This window comes from Peribacillus sp. FSL R5-0717 (assembly GCF_038002945.1).
GTDB classification, from domain to species: Bacteria; Bacillota; Bacilli; order Bacillales; family DSM-1321; genus Peribacillus; species Peribacillus frigoritolerans.
Genome location: NZ_JBBOOF010000001.1, coordinates 233,213 through 249,742, shown reverse-complemented (window position 1 = coordinate 249,742; position 16,530 = coordinate 233,213). Strand labels below are relative to the sequence as shown.

Below are 16,530 nucleotides of genomic sequence, written 5' to 3'. Positions count from 1 at the left end.
TGGTGGAAAATACATTCCAGAAGATTTGTCGTTTGGAAGATGTCCGCCATCACTTTAAAGATAAACAGTCCATCCTATTTGGGGGATTCGGTGGCATAGGGACGCCTCCGGGATTGATCAATGTGATTTTGGAATCAGGTATTAAGGATTTAACCTTGATTGGGAACGATACAGGTTTCCCAGAAATCGGAATCGGAAAACTGGTCACCCAGCGCCGAGCGAAAAAAGTCATCGTTTCCCATATCGGTTCCAATCCCAATGCAGGACTATTAATGAACAATGGTGAACTCGAAGTGGAGTTCTGTCCGCAAGGGACACTTGTCGAACGCATCCGGGCCGGAGGGATGGGACTCGGCGGAATATTGACCGATATTGGAATGGAAGCCGATATCGTACGGGAAGGCAAGCAAACCGTAAAGCTAGGTAAGAAAAATTATCTGGTGGAATCGGCATTAACTGCAGATATCGCCATTGTTTACGCAGAAATGGCTGATCCTTATGGAAATCTTCTATTCGATAAAAGTGCCAGGAATACGAATCCAATCGTTGCTGCGGCCGGACAGATCACTATAGTCGAAGTCAGGCAAATCGTTCCGTTGGGCACTTTGGATCCAGAGAACATCATTGTACCGGGTGCCTTTGTGGATTATATCATTCCATCAAAAGGAGTCGATTGGAAATGGGTTTGGGAACAGGGGATAGAAACAGAATAGCGAAACGGGCAGCAGCAGAAATAAGCGATGGGATGCTGGTCAATTTGGGAATTGGCATTCCATCACTTGTACCGAATCATCTTTGGGATGATCATAAAGTTATGTTTCATGCAGAAAATGGCCTTGTGGGAATTGGCAGTACTCCTGAAACGGGGAAGGAAGATGCGCATCTTTGCAATGCTGGGGGATTGCCGATCACCATTAGAGCCGGGGCTTCTTACTGTGACAGTACTGTTGCATTTGGAATGATACGCCGCGGCAGGGTGGATATCACGATTCTAGGAGCCCTTCAAGTAAGTCAGGCGGGGGATCTCGCAAATTGGATTGTTCCGGGAAAGCGGGTGCCAGGCATGGGCGGTGCAATGGAACTGGCTGCAAAGGCAAAAAAGGTCATTGTCTTGATGGAACATAACGATAAAGCGGGCATGTCTAAATTAGTCAAAACATGTACGTTGCCGTTAACAGCCCAAAAATGCGTACATATGATCATCACCGAATTAGGCGTGTTTTCCGTAACTTCGGAGGGCCTTCTATTAACTGATGTATTTGATACGTCCAGCATTGAGGAAATAAGGAATCGGACCGAAGCCTTGTTTACCGTCTCTGAAAACATCCACAAATTAAAAGAATGAGAGAGGAGAATGGATATGTATGAGGAAAAAATAAGAACATGGCTGAATGAACATCGGATGAATGGGGTTCAGCTTTTGCAAAAACTGGTTCAGGAACCGAGCAAAAGGGGCCAAGAAGGAAGTGCACAAGCAATAGTGGTGGAAAAGTGCAGACAACTTGGTCTGGAAATAGACCTTTGGGAAATCGGGGATGAACAATTAAGAAAACATCCCCATTTTTATTGCGACCGCAGGGATTTTAAAGGAAATCCGAACCTTGTGGCCATTAAAAGAGGAACAGGCAAGGGGAAATCCCTTATTTTAAACGGACATATTGATGTAGTTCCTGAAGGTGATCATGCAGCATGGCACGATGAACCCTATAGCGGCAAGTTGATGGACGGGAAAGTTTTCGGGCGGGGAACGACGGATATGAAAGGCGGCAATGTATCTTTATTGCTGGCCATAGAAGCGATCGTCGAATCTGGAATCCAATTGAAGGGGGATTTGATATTTCAGAGTGTGATTGAAGAGGAAAGCGGTGGTGCCGGCACACTTGCGGCAGTCATACGCGGGTATAAAGCAGATGGTGCAATCATTCCGGAACCTACAAATATGAAACTATTCCCATTACAGCAAGGATCGATGTGGTTTCGACTGAGAATAAAAGGCAAGTCTGCACATGGAGGCACTAGGTATGAAGGAGTCAGTGCAATTGATAAAGCGGTTGTTGTAATGAAAGAAATCAAGATGCTTGAACAAGAACGGAATGAGTCACTCCGTCATTCACTCTATAAAAATGTCCCTATCCCCATTCCAATCAATATTGGTAGCATTCAAAGCGGGAATTGGCCTTCCTCCGTGCCGGATACAGCCGTCCTGGAAGGAAGATTCGGCATAGCCCCTACAGAAACCATGGAAGAGGCACAAAAATCGCTGAAGGAGCGAATAGATGCTTTAAACGAGAGTGATGCATGGTTCATAGAAAGACCTATTGAATTAGAATGGTTTGGGGCCAGATGGCTGCCTGGCAATCTCGAAATCAATCACCCGCTCATGAAGACAATTGGCACATACTATGAAAAAGTGGTCGGGGAAGAACCGCTTGTCGAAGCTTCACCATGGGCGACGGATGGAGGGTATCTTTCATCAGTTGGTTCTACCCCCGTCGTTGTGTTTGGACCAGGGGAAACGAAGATGGCCCATGATTCGAACGAATATATAGAGGTTGATAAAATGTTGGAAGTTGCGGAAATCATCGCATTGACCATTATTGAATGGTGTGGGGTGGACCAGGAATAATCATTGTTCCAAGGTCTGATCCAGGAAGGGTCAGGCCTTTCGCAACAATTTTGGAAGATGTGAAAGGAGCGGGACAAATGGAGGCTGGAATCATCGAAAAAAGAATTCGAAAGCCAATGTGCACCATACATATTACGATCGACCATTTTAATAAGCGAATCAGGGTTGATGATTATCTAGGGCATTTTCAAGAATGCGTGGAGGAAACCTTGAAGGTGGCTAAAAGCATATCAGCAGAAAAAATCATCTTCAAGTCCCGCAAGGAAAACGTTATGGCATTGCTTGCTCAGGGCTTTCTGTATGAAGGAAGCATCGATAAATTCTTTTTGGGAAGCGATTGTTTCTTCCTTGTTAAATATAACCGGAATGAAAGGCGCAACAGTGCTGAATGGGAAAGGGAAGATCAAATCCTTACCGATGTTCATATGCTGCCGATTAAATCCGGACTGGATGAACCGCCGTCAGCCTATCAAGGACGTAAAGCTGAAGTGGCAGATGCACTTCAGCTGGCCCAACTGTATGGGAAGGTTTTCGAGGTGTATCCCACACCGATGAATGATCCGGTATATGTGAAAAAGTGCATGGAAATGGGAACGGTTTTTTATATTTATGTCCATGAAGAGAGGATCGTCAGTGCAGCTTCCGCAGAAATTAATTCCTTTTACCATAATGCAGAAATCACTGATTGTGCGACATTGCCGGAACATCGGCAGTACGGCTTAATGAAACACTTGATTTCCGCGCTTGAAGACTATCTTATTTCACACGGCATTTATTGTATCTATTCGATTGCCCGATCGCTCTCGTTCGGCATGAATGCTGCATTGCATCAGCATGGATACTCATACCGCGGACGTTTGGCCAATAATTGTTATATCTTTGATAAACTGGAAGATATGAATCTTTGGGTGAAAAACTTTAGTTGAATGCTCATTTTTAGGCGGTTCATGACTAGTTTTTGGCATTTCCTCATATACATCTAGCAAGAAGGTATTGAGGAGGGATAGCTTGCCTAGTGAATTTTTTAATACAAGTGAAGTGTTGGAAGCGATATTAGAAACCATTGATGAAGGCATTCATGTGATAGATCCAAAAGGACAGACCATCTTTTATAACGAAGTGGCCGCCAATCATGATGGGATGAAAAGAAGTGAAGTGCTCGGGAAACCGTTGCTTGAAGCGTTCCCTTCTTTGAATCACAAATCATCGACGTTACTCCGGGTCATTAAATCTGAAAAACCAATCTATAACTATAGTCAATCGTATGTAAATGCTCATGGGCGTATCATTGAGACGCTAAATACTACTCTACCCATATATGTAGATGGGTTTATGATAGGTGCAATCGAGATTGCAAAGGATTATTCAAGCTTGAAGCAATTATCGGAAAGGCTAGCTGATCTGGAAAGCTCGCTCAAGACAATCAAAAGTCCTCAAAGGAAAACGACTGGGAACGGCGGATTGTATTCTTTCACTGAAATCCTGACAAGTGATAAGGGGTTTAAAGGTTTGATATCCCAAGGTAAAAAGGCTGCCCGCTCCACCTCATCGGTATTGGTTTATGGGGAAAGCGGTGTAGGAAAAGAGCTTTTTGTTCAAAGCATCCACCAGGAATCGAGCCGCAGTAATGAACCTTTCATCGCTCAAAATTGTGCGGCCTTACCAGAAAGTTTATTGGAATCGCTTCTATTCGGTACGGCAAAAGGAAGCTACACTGGTGCTGTGGAGCGACAGGGATTGTTTGAATTGGCCAACGGCGGAACCTTGTTTTTGGATGAATTGCAATCGATGCCGATTGACTTGCAGGCAAAGCTTCTGCGTGTGCTTGAAGATGGGTTCATCAGGAGGATAGGTGGCACAAAAAGTGTACAGGTGAATGTCAGGATCATGGCAGCGATGAATATTGATCCGAAAAAGGCCGTATCGGAAAATAAGCTAAGGCCGGATTTATTTTACCGATTGAACGTATTGAGCTACGAGCTGCCTCCGCTAAGGGAGCGGATTGATGATATCGAGCTTCTTTCTGAACATTTCATATCAATATATAACAGTAAGTTAGGACTGTCCATAAAAGGCATGGATGAGAAGACAAAGGATTTTTTTAGGAAATATGACTGGCCTGGAAATGTAAGGGAACTTAAACATACGATAGAATTCATGATGAACCATACGGAGAATGATGTTTTGAATCTTGAAGATTTGCCCCAGTTTTTAAAGAAGCGCAACCCATCCGAAAAAATACTTCCGCTTCGTGAGGCCATGATTGAGATGGAAACAAAATTGATTACCGAGGCCCTTCTTCAAACGAACGGTAACGTTTTCCAAGCATCGAAGCTATTGCAAATTCCAAGACAGACCTTGCAATATAAAATAAAAAAACATATTTGATGGAAAAAATCCGGATGCAGCCTGCAATCCGGTTTTTTTTATGGACATTCGAATTTTTGGGTCATTTTGGCATCCTTCTTGCATTTAATACTACTATCATAACTCAGGAGGTATAACCATGTTATTTGACTTATATAAGCCAGATCGCAATTGGAAAGATATAGAGCTATGGAAAGATGTAACCGAAGAACAATGGAACAACTGGCTGTGGCAGCTTACAAATACGATCCGAACAGTTGATGATTTGAAAAAAGTGATAAACCTGACTCCGGATGAAGAGGAAGGCGTGAGGATTTCCACAAAAACCATTCCATTGAATATCACCCCATACTATGCTTCGTTAATGAATAAAGATGACCCAAGGTGTCCAATCAGGATGCAATCGGTCCCAATCTCGGAAGAAATGCATAAAACCAAATATGACATGGAAGACCCCCTGCATGAGGATGAGGACTCCCCTGTACCGGGATTGACCCATAGATATCCTGATCGCGTTCTTTTTTTGGTGACGAATCAATGTTCCATGTACTGCCGTTATTGTACGCGAAGACGTTTTTCAGGCCAAATTGGCATGGGCGTGCCAAAAAAACAATTGGACGCAGCAATTGGTTATATACGTGACACACCGGCAGTTCGGGATGTCCTTATTTCCGGCGGGGACGGATTATTGATCAATGACACGATCCTTGAATATATCCTCAAAAACTTAAGGGAAATTCCTCATGTTGAAATAATCAGGATAGGTACACGGGCACCGGTTGTTTTTCCTCAAAGAATCACTGAAAATTTATGTGCCATTTTAAAAAAGTATCACCCGGTTTGGCTGAATACTCATTTCAATACCTCGATAGAGATTACCGAAGAGTCAAAGAAAGCATGTGAGATGCTTGCCGATGCGGGTGTACCTGTAGGTAACCAGGCAGTTATTTTAGCGGGGATAAATGACAGTGTCGCAATCATGAAAAAGCTGATGCATGATCTTGTTAAGATCCGTGTCCGCCCTTACTATATCTATCAGTGCGACCTCTCCGAAGGGATCGGTCATTTCAGGGCACCCATTTCAAAAGGAATTGAAATCATCGAAGGGCTCCGGGGCCATACATCCGGGTATGCAGTGCCTACCTTCGTCGTCGATGCTCCAGGAGGGGGAGGGAAAATCACCCTGCAGCCGAATTATATCCTTTCACAATCTCCAACAAAAACGGTACTGCGCAATTTTGAAGGTGTGATAACCACATATCCTGAACCTGAGCAATATACACCAGGACTTGCAGATGATTATTTCAAAAGGGTATATCCTGATATGGAAGAAAAACAGTCAGATATAGGTGTATCTGGTTTAATGAACGACAAGCAATTCAATTTAGTGCCAGAAGGGCTGAAGCGAATGAACCGACGGGAAAATTACGTGACCAACCCAGAGCATGCTTCATTGAAGAACAAACGTGAAAAGCGAGATTTGTTAAAAGAAAAGAAATTCCAGGCACAGCAAAAAAAGAGCACTCCTAAGGGGGATGAATAGCATGGAGACGTGTCCATGGTGTGAGGTCGGAACATTACAATCGGTAACTGATACAGTGTTTTGGGAGTTGCCAGATGGATCGAGAGCGGTTGAAATTGATGAAACGCCATCGTTCTATTGTGATAATTGCCATGCGCTATTTCAGAGTGATGAAACGACTAAAGAGATTGAAGACCAGCTGTTTTTAATTGATACGAAAGAGTTAGGGAAACAGACGACGTATGACGAGTTATTGAAGATGAAGCGGTTGTTAAAGCGGAATTATTTTGATTTTGGGAAATAAAAAATAATTAGAAGTTGCCTCATCATTTACTTTTTTGGTGAGGTTTTTCTGTGCGCCCGGCGGTGCGGTCTATAGGGTGCACATCTCGAACAGTGAAGGCATTATTAGCGGTTGCTTTCCGTAGTGACGCGGAATTCTGAAGGAAGCAAGCGGTATATTGAGATATATTATTTTGGAAGCCTCTTTGGGAGAGGTCTTTTTAAATTTCTTCAAAGGGTATTAGGGTAGATGAAAAAGCACTGTTAAAACAACTAAATTTTATTTTCAAAATACGAAGAGCAGAAATAATAATGAAAGACCAATCGTACAAAATTAAAATCCCTCCGGCTGTTGTAAAGGAAAGGAAAATTGAAGGGCCTGTTATTTTTATATCAATGACCAGTCCAAGAAAAAATCCAGTACCAATAGTGCAGCCAACCCTTATCAAGGACAATTGCAACCATTTAAATCTTCATCTTCACTCCCTTACTTTGACCACTAGGAATAAAAAAATCCATGCAGTATCTCCTCACATATTCAAATTTCTTTTCAAAGCAAGTAGGTATTTAGATTACCTGTTTCTCTGAACATTCCCCAAATGAATTCATATATATATCCCGCCTATAAGTATGAATGTGGGAAATTACCATTCTTAATAAGCATTTTTTGGGATAACTTCATCTTTTGTGGATAACTTAGAAATGAATCTTAAAAGAAAGGGTACATATATGAAAAAAAAATGGGTTACATTAGCTATTCTTTCTACCATCGTCAATGTGCTTTCTGGCTGTGAATCATTAGCGGTCTTAGACCCTAAAGGACCTCAAGCCCAAACGCAGGCCAATGTGATTTGGCTATCAATTGCGATCATGGCGGTTATTGTTATAGTTGTTTGTGCTATTTTAGTCTTTGTGTTAACGAAATACCGTGACTCTAAACTACCTAAAGATTATGAACCACCCTACATTGAAGGGAATCATGTTGTTGAAACGATTATTGTTGGGGTGCCAATTTTAATCGTCATTTTCTTCTCCGTTGTTTCTGTAATTTCCAACAATAAAGTGGAAGCCACTCCGGAAGGGTACAAGGGTCAAGATCCATTAGTTATTTACGCGTCGTCATCAGACTGGAAGTGGCATTTTAGTTATCCAGAAAACGATATCGAGACAGTTAACTACTTGTATATTCCAACAAATCGACCACTTGAATTTAAACTTTATTCATTCGGGCCTATCACGAGTTTCTGGATTCCACAACTTGGCGGTCAAAAATATGCCATGTCTAACATGGTGACCACATTACACTTAGCAGCGGACGAATCAGGGGAAATGATGGGACGAAATGCAAACTTTAGTGGGAAAGGATTCGCTGAAAATATGTTCCACGTCGAAGCGATGTCTCAAGATAAGTTTGATGAATGGGTAAAGGAAGTTAAAGAAACTGCGAAACCCATTACTGAAGTAAGATTCAATGAATTATTAAAACCGGGTCATGAAGGACAGTTAACGTTTACTGGAACTCATTTAGACTTCTCACCAGCTCCAGAAGGTGAAAATGCTGGACATCATCATGGCTCAAGTGACTCTAACGCGAATTCAAAAGGCGAACATATGGAACATGATCATAAGTCTAGTAATAGTAAAGAAAAATCAGTACACAATCATGAATAATTTCTTAGTCTATCTCGAGAAAAATATTTTCAGAAAGGAAACACAAAAGTATGGGTTTTTTCTCTAGATTTCTTATACCTAATCCTAGTCCCGTCATTTACTCATCAATGGTGGCCATTGGTGTTACTGTTCTCTTGATCATTGTTGGTTTAACTCACTTTAAAAAATGGTTTTTTTTATGGAGTGGCTGGCTAACAACCGTCGATCATAAAAGAATAGGTATTATGTATCTAATATCTGCTTTGCTAATGCTATTTCGTGGTGGGGTAGATGCTGTGATGATGCGTGCGCAACTTGCCGTACCGGATAACAAATTATTAGATTCACAGCACTATAATGAAATTTTTTCAACACATGGGGTTGTGATGATTCTCTTTATGGCGATGCCGTACATTATGGCCTTAATGAATTTCGTAGTGCCATTACAAATTGGAGCCCGAGATGTAGCATTCCCACGTCTAAATGCCGTAAGTTTCTGGTTATTTTTTATGGGTGCGATGCTATTCAACATCTCTTTTGTAATTGGTGGTTCGCCTGATGCAGGGTGGACATCTTATTTCCCGCTTGCAGGTAATGAATTTAGCCCGCATGTTGGAACGAATTATTATATGATTGGTATTCAGATAGCCGGAATAGGTACATTAATGACGGGGATTAACTTTTTGACGACTATTCTTAAAATGAGAGCACCCGGTATGACATTAATGAAAATGCCAATGTTTACATGGTCTGCTTTAGTCACAAGCATTATTATCATTTTCGCATTCCCTGTATTAACAGTGGCGCTGATCATGGGAACAATGGATCGACTATTCGCAACCAAGTTTTTCACAATGACTGATGGCGGTATGGATATGCTTTGGGCTAACCTGTTCTGGGTTTGGGGACATCCTGAAGTTTATATCTTAATTTTGCCTGCATTCGGTCTTTTTAGTGAGATTATCCCAACCTTTTCACGACGTAACCTATATGGATATCGATCAATGGTTGCTTCAATGGTATTTATCTCTATATATTCATTCTTCGTTTGGACGCACCATTTCTTTACAATGGGGCAAGCAGCATATGTTAATAGTATTTTCTCGATTACAACGATGGTAATCGCTATCCCGACTGGAATCAAGATCTTTAACTGGTTGTTCACAATGTGGAAAGGCAGAATCAGATTTACCGTACCTATGCTTTATTCAATAGGTTTCATACCTCTTTTCACAATCGGTGGAGTTACCGGGGTTATGCTTGCGATGTCAGCGGCGGATTATCAATACCATAATACAATGTTTTTAGTAGCTCACTTCCACAATGTCATTATTCCGGGTGTAGTATTTGCTGTGCTTGGTGCCGGAACTTACTACTGGCCGAAAATGTTTGGTTTCATGTTGAATGAAAGGATTGGGAAATGGGCGTTCTGGTTTCTAACCATTGGTTTTTGCTTAGCATTCTTCCCTATGTATATTACGGGTTTAGATGGTCAAGCACGTCGTATATACACATACTCTGAATCGACTGGATTTGGACCATTGAATATGATTTCGTTTATCGGGGCAGCTTTAATGGCAATCAGCTTTGTATTAATCGTATATACGATTTACTATAGCATTCGCCATGCCCCAAGAGATGTTAGTGATGATCCGTGGGATGCACGTTCCCTTGAATGGGCTACTCATAATCCAGTACCAGAATATAACTTTGCTATTATTCCACAAGTGAACTCAAGGGAAACGTTTTGGGATGCTAAATATAAAGGTCATGAATTATTCAAGGGTGACCATGAAAAAATTCATATGCCCAATAACAGCGGGGGACCATTTATCCTGTCCTGTATCTTCTTTGTCTTTGGATTTGCGTTAGTATTCAGCATATGGTTTCTTGCGATTATTGGGTTAATCGGTATCTTTGTTTGCATGGCTCATCGTTCATTCGAAATAGATCATGGGCATTACATTTCTGTAGAAGAAATTAAAGAGACAGAAGCAAAATTCGGAGGTGTCAATAAATGGAAATAGATCACTCGCAACCTCTTGAATATAGTACTGAACAAAATCGTCTAAATATTTTAGGCTTCTGGATTTTCCTTGGAGCCGAAATTATGCTTTTTGCAACACTCTTTGCATCATATTTTACATTAGTTGATCGTACGGGTAATGGACCTGCTGGAGCAGAATTATTTGAAATCACTCCAGTACTTGCTGAAACATTCTTGCTCTTAACAAGCAGTTTTGTCATCGGGCTTGGAATTCATGCCATGCGAATTGGCAACAGGAAAGCTATGTTGACATTTTTCGTAATCACTCTCATTCTTGGATTAGGATTTATAGCATTTGAAATTACTGAGTTCATTACCTATTATCGCGAAGGAGCTACACTGCAAACTAGTGCATTTACATCGATGCTTTTTACAACATTAGGGACACATGGAGCACATGTTACATTAGGGCTTTTCTGGGGGTTATTTATTATCCTTCAAGTGAAAAAACGCGGGTTGACACCTGAAACAGCCAATAAATCTTTCATTTTCTCTCTTTACTGGCATTTCTTAGATATCGTTTGGATCTTCATCTTCACCTTTATCTACATGAAAGGGATGACATGAACATGAAGGAATTATTCCCGGCTAAGCAAGTATGGGGTTTTGTATTTTCATTGATTTTGACGTTTGTAGCTATTTTGGTTTACTTCTTCAATATGTCAAAAGCAACAGGCATGACGATTTTTATATTGACAGCATTCATACAAGCAGCTGTTCAACTAGTTGTGTTTATGCATGCTCGTGAAACTGATGATAGCAAATCAATTTTTATGACATTATATTGCGCTATATTCCTAGCTCTAATTACTGTCTTCGGTACAATACTATGTATGATCTGGGGTTGGAGTTATTGATATGATACAGCTTGGGAACAGAAGGCGTATGATGAGTAATTGAAGTTGAAATAGGGACAATGAGCTATGAATAGGGAAAAGCTTATAATGCCCTATCACAATATAACTGCTGATAAATTACAATTTTAAAAAGCGACCTTCATTTAAGGGATACGGCTATTGAAATTCCCTTTTAAGGTTATTGCCAATCCCAATGAGAATGGGGGAAATAGCCACTGATCGTGCGGATTCAGATAGCCATCTAAAAAAATGTTTTATAAATTATTAGGGAAAAGTAATAGCAAGGTGTTTGATGGCTGGGAAGAGTACCAAAAAGAAATTCCCTATTTCTCCAGATGCAATGAAAGCATATCATTATCAAGAACTTCATCGTGAAAATCCTACTCGTGAGTAATATGTTCTTCATACTATTCGTAAGTGGTGTAAGGCGATAGTGAAAAGACTTGATTTTTTACAGCAAATAAAAGCAATAAATTGTTCCAAATATGAATGAATAAATCCCCTCATTTTAGACAGAACAGTGTAAACCACTATTTCTATCGATGAAGGGGATTTGATTTTTCCTTTCAGAAAACTATAGCCTGCGGGAAATTGACGATTTTTGAAGTCATTCCGTCATCCTTCATGCGGAATGACAGACCGTGCCCAGCATGTTTATTATAGGCCTTGGGCATTGATTGATACCAGTTGAAGAACTTCGTCTCCTTTATCGAACATATTTAGAACGATATCGTAAAAAATAAAAAAAATTTCCGTTTTAAGGAAAGAGTACGATATTTTAGTGTAATTCCGTAATAAAACGAATGCGTTTTGTGTTGAAAAATCGTGGATTTCATAAAGTGAGGAAGAAAAAACCAAATTGTTTTTTAAAAAAGTGGACGGAAGCGAAAGTTTCCGATATATTAAAGCAGAAATCATAGTTATTTTAGGGGGGCTCGACATCATGAGACCATTTTATTTATATTTAATGAAATTTCGACAACCAAAGGAGATTGATGCAATCACTAAATTTGCCAATTATGCCTATGAGGATCATGGCTTCCCAAAACAATCGACTGATTATAATGAACTGAGCAGTTATTTAGAATTGAATGCAGACTATCTCGAAAGTATGTCAGTATTCGATCAAGCGTGGGAACAGTATGTCCAAATAGAAGAAGGGCTCATATTGGGAGATCAGGAATAGGGAGGATCGGAAGGATGTTTAAAAGCCTTCAAACCCGAATTTTGCTTTATTCTTTACTTATTGCAAGTGTTCCTCTTCTGATTTTGGGAATCATATCCTATGGATCACAACGATCCCTTCTGGAGAAGGAAGCAAAAAATGCCCTGAATTCAGGTTCACTGAATATTGTAAATGAAACATACAGCTATTTGAACGAACGGATCAGTGATGTGAAGTTAATGAGTGCAAATTCTGCAATCATCAATCCTGGCCACTCAAAAGAAGAGAAGTCAGATGAACTAAAAAAGTTTATCGATGCAAAAGGAAATTATTACGGAGTTTTGCATTTGGATATGGAAGGAAATGTCATTGCGGATACATCCAATAAAATGATTGGGGATAACCTCGCGAAGAGAATATGGTTCAAAGAGGCCACGGAAGGTCATGAGTTCCTTTCAGACGTATATAAAACCCGGGCTTTCTCAGAACCGATTATAGCTCTGAGTACGCCGGTATATGATCATGCAGGGAAAATGATCGGAGTCGTGTCCACAGCTTTCCGTTTGGAAGGTCTCTGGGAGATGATGGAAAAAAAGGCTAATGAAATTAGCGATAAATACCCAGTGAACTTTTTCATGATCAACCAGGAAGGCATCATGATTTCGAAAAAAGACCCACACGGCATGATCCAGGATTCTGCCTTGAGAGAAATGGGATTAACAAAAGATAAGCTGATGGAAGCTTCGTTATCGGATGATTTGTACAGTGCAGAGAATGGGGAAAAAATATATTCCATCAAGCCTGTCCATACGATAGCCCAAACAGAGAATAAATGGTTTGTTGTTGTGGGTGCTGATAAGAAGCAGGTGTTTCAGTCTTTGAATGACCTATTGACACGGTACCTGACCATCTACAGCATCGTTTTTGTTTCTATCATTCTCGCTGTCTATTTACTAACAAAGACTCTCGTTCGGCCAGTTCAAGAACTTGTCGAAGCGACAGAGGATTTCATAGGCGGAAAGGAATTCATCATTTCCGATAAAAGAAGCTTCGAGGAAATGGAAAAATTGAACCTTGCCTTTCTAAGAATGATGGAAACGATAGAAGATCGTGAGAAGGAAATCGTCCGTACGGAAAAATTGAAATATGTAGGCCAGCTAGCTGCCGGTGTCGCCCATGAAATCAGGAACCCATTGACGACAATAAAGGGTTTTTTCCAATTATTGAAGAGCCAGGATCATGATAAATCATTGATAGAAAAATATAGCGATGTCATGCTTCATGAAGTGGATCGGGTCAATGTATTTGTAACACAACTTCTTGATTTGGCAAAACCGCATCAATTGGAATGGGAGAAAATCGATTTAAAGGACTTCCTTGATGAAATTATGGATACCTATACTTCCTCAATTCCGAGTTCTCATGTAAGAATAATTAATAGAATGACACAATCCGTCATTGTTTATTCAGACAGGAACCGGTTAAGGCAGGTTCTCTTGAATGTCTTGAATAATGCATGTGAAGCCATCGAAGCAAGGGGGCAGATTGAACTGCATCACGATTCCATCTCCCAATATATAAGATTAGTGATCAGCGATGATGGAAAAGGCATCAGTCCCGAGAATTTAAAAAATATCGGTATGCCCTTTTATACCACCAAACCGGATGGAAACGGATTAGGTGTGGCGACATGCATTCAGATAATGGAGGAATTAAAAGGGAAATTCCAAATTGAGAGCGTCCCTGACGAAGGAACGAAAGTGACGCTCACTATCCCCACTACGAACCGTCTCATTAAATGAGGCGGTTTTTGGTTGTAGTGCCCTTAAATAAATGGGCCGGTTAATTAGCTAAATGAGCAAAATGCCCGCTTAATTCCATTAACCTCCATGTTTGTTTGTGCATATAATTTACTAATCAAACGATAAGGACCATATTGGGGGATGTCTCTTATGGGCAAAAAAAAACAGCCGAAATTTAAATTAGGCGATACAGTCGTAATAACAATGTATGGGACAGTCGGGAATATAACCGATGTGAAATTTCTCGATGGTGCTTATGTGTATGAAGTGAACTATAGTGAAGGTCTTTATATCGAAAAAACATTGCAATCGATAAATGAATATGAAGGAGAAATCCTTTATCCGAAAGAACAAATCGATATTGAATATAAATTTTTATTAGGTGACTTGGTCCAAGTGGATGGATATGAACAGGATTATTTCAAGATTATCGGCTATCGAACGGAAATTTGGCGCTATAAGGAAAATGCCTGGGAGGATGTAATCTATGAGTTATCAAGAATCTCTGATGGTGAATGGCTTGAAGCGCATGAAGAAGAACTGACTTTGATTGCCGATGCTAAACGTGCAGATGGAATCATTAATAAGTTGGGTCTGCTCCTTCCTCAAAAGAAAAATGAGCTTGCTATCATTGCTAAACAAAACAACCCTGGTAAAGGTGAGCGAGAAATGACAATGACAAAAGATGAAAAAAAGGAAATGATTGATGGCCTGTTGGATTTATATAATGATTATTGTAAGCTCTACGAACATTTTGGCGATGATGAATATCGTCACATCATGAAGATCGCCCTCGCTAAAATAGAAAAGGCTGCAGAGGAAATTTATCCAGATCATAAAAAGAAGCAAACGAAGTGAAAGACACCTATAAAGGGCAATTTCCAAATTCCCTATAGAAGTATCCATTCAAATTGAACACGAATGGAACTTGAAAACGATAGACCCTTCATATGTTTTTCCATTAAGGGATGCCTTACTGGAATATTTGTCTCTACACATTCATAGACCTTTAAATAAGGGGGCGATGATTTGCGAGAAATTGAGGTTTTTATTGATACAGAAGAGATAGCGGAATTCTTTTTTCAAGAATTGATAAGACGGGGCTATCTTCCAACAGAAGCTGAAGTTGAAGATCTTGCTGACATCACATTCGAATATCTTCTTGAAAAATGCATAATTGATGAAGAAGTCGATGAGTAACCTGTCATAAGACGGTTAGCAGCTTCCTTTCCCATAATTTTATTAACCATTAAAAAAAGACGGCGGACCTCCGCCGTTTTGTTTGCGATTTAGGAAGGGTGCCAAAAGTCGTTTCGTGATTTCCATTTTTCAAGTTCCAGATAAGGTTCGATTTTCCTAACTTGTGGTTGATATGGTATAGTAGTTTTTGAATATCATTTCAACCACAAGTTAAGGAGGACATAGTCGTATGAGCGTACATATTGGTGCAAAAGAGAATGAAATTGCGGAAACGGTCTTACTTCCTGGGGACCCGTTGCGTGCAAAATATATTGCTGAAACATTTTTAGAGGATGCTAAACTTTATAATGAAGTTCGTAACATGTTTGGATATACAGGGACATATAAAGGAAAACGAATTTCTGTACAAGGTACAGGCATGGGTGTCCCATCCATTTCGATTTACGTGAATGAATTGATGAATAGCTATAATGTCCAGAAGTTGATTCGTGTGGGAACTGCAGGAGCGATTCAAAAAGATGTAAAAGTCAGGGATGTGATCCTTGCAATGAGTGCCTCCACCGATTCCCAAATGAATCGTATGACTTTCGGCGGGGTGGACTTTGCCCCGACCGCGGATTTCGAATTACTTAGAAAAGCCTATGACGCCGGCACGGCAAAGGGCTTGCAATTGAAGGTCGGTAATGTATTTACGGCCGATCAGTTTTATAACGATAATAGTGAATTGGAAAAGTGGGCAAAATACCAAATACTTGCGATAGAGATGGAATCAGCGGCCCTTTACACGCTTGCTGCTAAATTTGGACGCCAAGCTTTATCTGTATTGACCATTTCCGATCACATTTTAACTGGTGAGGAAACGTCGGCGGATGAGCGCCAGTCAACTTTTAACGAAATGGTTGAAGTGGCATTGGAAGCAGCTATCCAGGACTGATAATTGGTTGTAAATGACAGGCGGGTGACCAGGAATAAGTGATGCTGTATAATGACAGTTTGGATACAGGCTCATTTG

The 16,530-nt window shown here is 40.5% G+C and carries 16 protein-coding genes and 1 pseudogene; 16 read left to right on the top strand and 1 reads right to left on the bottom strand.

The window, feature by feature from the left end; all coding sequences use genetic code 11:
- Window positions 1-2 precede the first annotated feature (2 nt).
- From NYE65_RS01170 to NYE65_RS01140, 7 genes are all read left to right on the top strand, one after another.
- Window positions 3-713, top strand: coding sequence for a CoA transferase subunit A (locus tag NYE65_RS01170; protein ID WP_340862072.1), 711 nt, complete (start codon window positions 3-5; stop codon window positions 711-713).
- Entirely contained in the window at window positions 680-1,345 is a 666-nt protein-coding gene (locus NYE65_RS01165; RefSeq protein ID WP_098185832.1) for a 3-oxoacid CoA-transferase subunit B, read from the top strand. Before NYE65_RS01170 ends, NYE65_RS01165 begins: the two co-directional genes overlap by 34 nt.
- Before the next feature lie 9 nt (window positions 1,346-1,354).
- Entirely contained in the window at window positions 1,355-2,626 is a 1,272-nt protein-coding gene (locus NYE65_RS01160; RefSeq protein WP_340859575.1) for a peptidase, read from the top strand.
- A gap of 77 nt (window positions 2,627-2,703) precedes the next feature.
- Window positions 2,704-3,552, top strand: coding sequence for a putative beta-lysine N-acetyltransferase (gene ablB / locus NYE65_RS01155; RefSeq protein ID WP_340859574.1), 849 nt, complete (start codon window positions 2,704-2,706; stop codon window positions 3,550-3,552).
- A gap of 82 nt (window positions 3,553-3,634) precedes the next feature.
- Window positions 3,635-5,014 (top strand): sigma-54 interaction domain-containing protein, encoded by a 1,380-nt coding sequence (locus NYE65_RS01150; protein WP_340859573.1) that lies wholly within the window; start codon window positions 3,635-3,637, stop codon window positions 5,012-5,014.
- A 118-nt stretch (window positions 5,015-5,132) separates the two neighbouring features.
- Entirely contained in the window at window positions 5,133-6,536 is a 1,404-nt protein-coding gene (ablA, locus tag NYE65_RS01145) for a lysine 2,3-aminomutase (RefSeq protein WP_063575877.1), read from the top strand.
- Window position 6,537: 1 nt separating this feature from the next.
- On the top strand, window positions 6,538-6,819 hold the full coding sequence (locus tag NYE65_RS01140; protein WP_063575878.1) for a YokU family protein: 282 nt from the start codon (window positions 6,538-6,540) through the stop codon (window positions 6,817-6,819).
- Window positions 6,820-7,123: 304 nt separating this feature from the next.
- Here NYE65_RS01140 and NYE65_RS01135 read toward each other — a convergent pair.
- Window positions 7,124-7,316, bottom strand: a pseudogene (locus NYE65_RS01135) (amino acid permease); the annotation flags it as partial.
- Between the two features lie 210 nt (window positions 7,317-7,526).
- On the opposite strand from NYE65_RS01135, the gene qoxA reads away from it, so the two are divergent.
- The 9 genes from qoxA (at window position 7,527) to deoD (ending at window position 16,452) form a co-directional block, all read left to right on the top strand.
- Window positions 7,527-8,468 (top strand): cytochrome aa3 quinol oxidase subunit II, encoded by a 942-nt coding sequence (gene qoxA / locus NYE65_RS01130; RefSeq protein WP_340859572.1) that lies wholly within the window; start codon window positions 7,527-7,529, stop codon window positions 8,466-8,468.
- Window positions 8,469-8,518: 50 nt separating this feature from the next.
- Complete coding sequence (qoxB, locus tag NYE65_RS01125) at window positions 8,519-10,474, top strand: cytochrome aa3 quinol oxidase subunit I (RefSeq protein WP_340859571.1); 1,956 nt, start codon at window positions 8,519-8,521, stop codon at window positions 10,472-10,474.
- Window positions 10,465-11,061, top strand: a complete 597-nt coding sequence (gene qoxC / locus NYE65_RS01120) for a cytochrome aa3 quinol oxidase subunit III (protein ID WP_340859570.1) — start codon at window positions 10,465-10,467, stop codon at window positions 11,059-11,061. The genes qoxB and qoxC overlap by 10 nt, the downstream gene beginning before the upstream one ends.
- A gap of 2 nt (window positions 11,062-11,063) precedes the next feature.
- On the top strand, window positions 11,064-11,351 hold the full coding sequence (gene qoxD, locus NYE65_RS01115) for a cytochrome aa3 quinol oxidase subunit IV (protein ID WP_057277337.1): 288 nt from the start codon (window positions 11,064-11,066) through the stop codon (window positions 11,349-11,351).
- Window positions 11,352-12,294: 943 nt separating this feature from the next.
- Window positions 12,295-12,537, top strand: coding sequence for a YozE family protein (locus tag NYE65_RS01110; RefSeq protein ID WP_034307512.1), 243 nt, complete (start codon window positions 12,295-12,297; stop codon window positions 12,535-12,537).
- Between the two features lie 14 nt (window positions 12,538-12,551).
- Window positions 12,552-14,318 (top strand): ATP-binding protein, encoded by a 1,767-nt coding sequence (locus NYE65_RS01105; protein ID WP_340859569.1) that lies wholly within the window; start codon window positions 12,552-12,554, stop codon window positions 14,316-14,318.
- 150 nt (window positions 14,319-14,468) lie between these two features.
- Window positions 14,469-15,176 carry a hypothetical protein gene (locus NYE65_RS01100; RefSeq protein WP_340859568.1) on the top strand — a complete coding sequence of 236 codons (708 nt, stop codon included), beginning with the start codon at window positions 14,469-14,471 and terminating at the stop codon, window positions 15,174-15,176.
- A gap of 171 nt (window positions 15,177-15,347) precedes the next feature.
- Window positions 15,348-15,518, top strand: coding sequence for a YozD family protein (locus NYE65_RS01095; protein WP_064505166.1), 171 nt, complete (start codon window positions 15,348-15,350; stop codon window positions 15,516-15,518).
- A 229-nt stretch (window positions 15,519-15,747) separates the two neighbouring features.
- A complete protein-coding gene (gene deoD / locus NYE65_RS01090; protein WP_034307509.1) occupies window positions 15,748-16,452 on the top strand; it encodes a purine-nucleoside phosphorylase in 705 nt (234 codons plus the stop codon).
- The last annotated feature ends 78 nt before the right edge of the window (window positions 16,453-16,530 follow it).